Source organism: Sulfitobacter sp. G21635-S1, from assembly GCF_027213915.1.
In the GTDB taxonomy this organism is placed as follows: domain Bacteria; phylum Pseudomonadota; class Alphaproteobacteria; order Rhodobacterales; family Rhodobacteraceae; genus Sulfitobacter.
This window is the reverse complement of the sequence record NZ_JAPWGV010000101.1, coordinates 1-264: the sequence shown is the minus strand read 5'-3', so window position 1 is coordinate 264 and position 264 is coordinate 1. Positions and strand designations below refer to the sequence as shown.

Below are 264 nucleotides of genomic sequence, written 5' to 3'. Positions count from 1 at the left end.
GGGCAAACGCACTCGATATCAAAGACGGTGTCCTTACCGGCAAAGTTAACGGCGCCATTGTTGACCGCGCCGGCAAAGCCGCAGCACTCAAAGAATTCGCGGAACGGGAACGCGTATCACTGTCGCAAACAGTGGCAGTGGGTGACGGAGCCAACGACATAGACATGTTAAAAGCTGCAGGTATGGGGATCGCCTTCAACGCGAAACCGGCATTACGCACCGTGGCCGATAACTCTGTTAACATCCCCTATCTTGATGAAGTAC

The 264-nt window shown here is 53.8% G+C and carries 1 protein-coding gene; it reads left to right on the top strand.

All coding sequences use genetic code 11. The annotated features are described in order from the left end of the window. Nucleotides 1-264, top strand: a 264-nt coding sequence (locus O4H53_RS27065; protein ID WP_269368111.1) for an HAD family hydrolase, incomplete at both ends; no start/stop codon positions are given.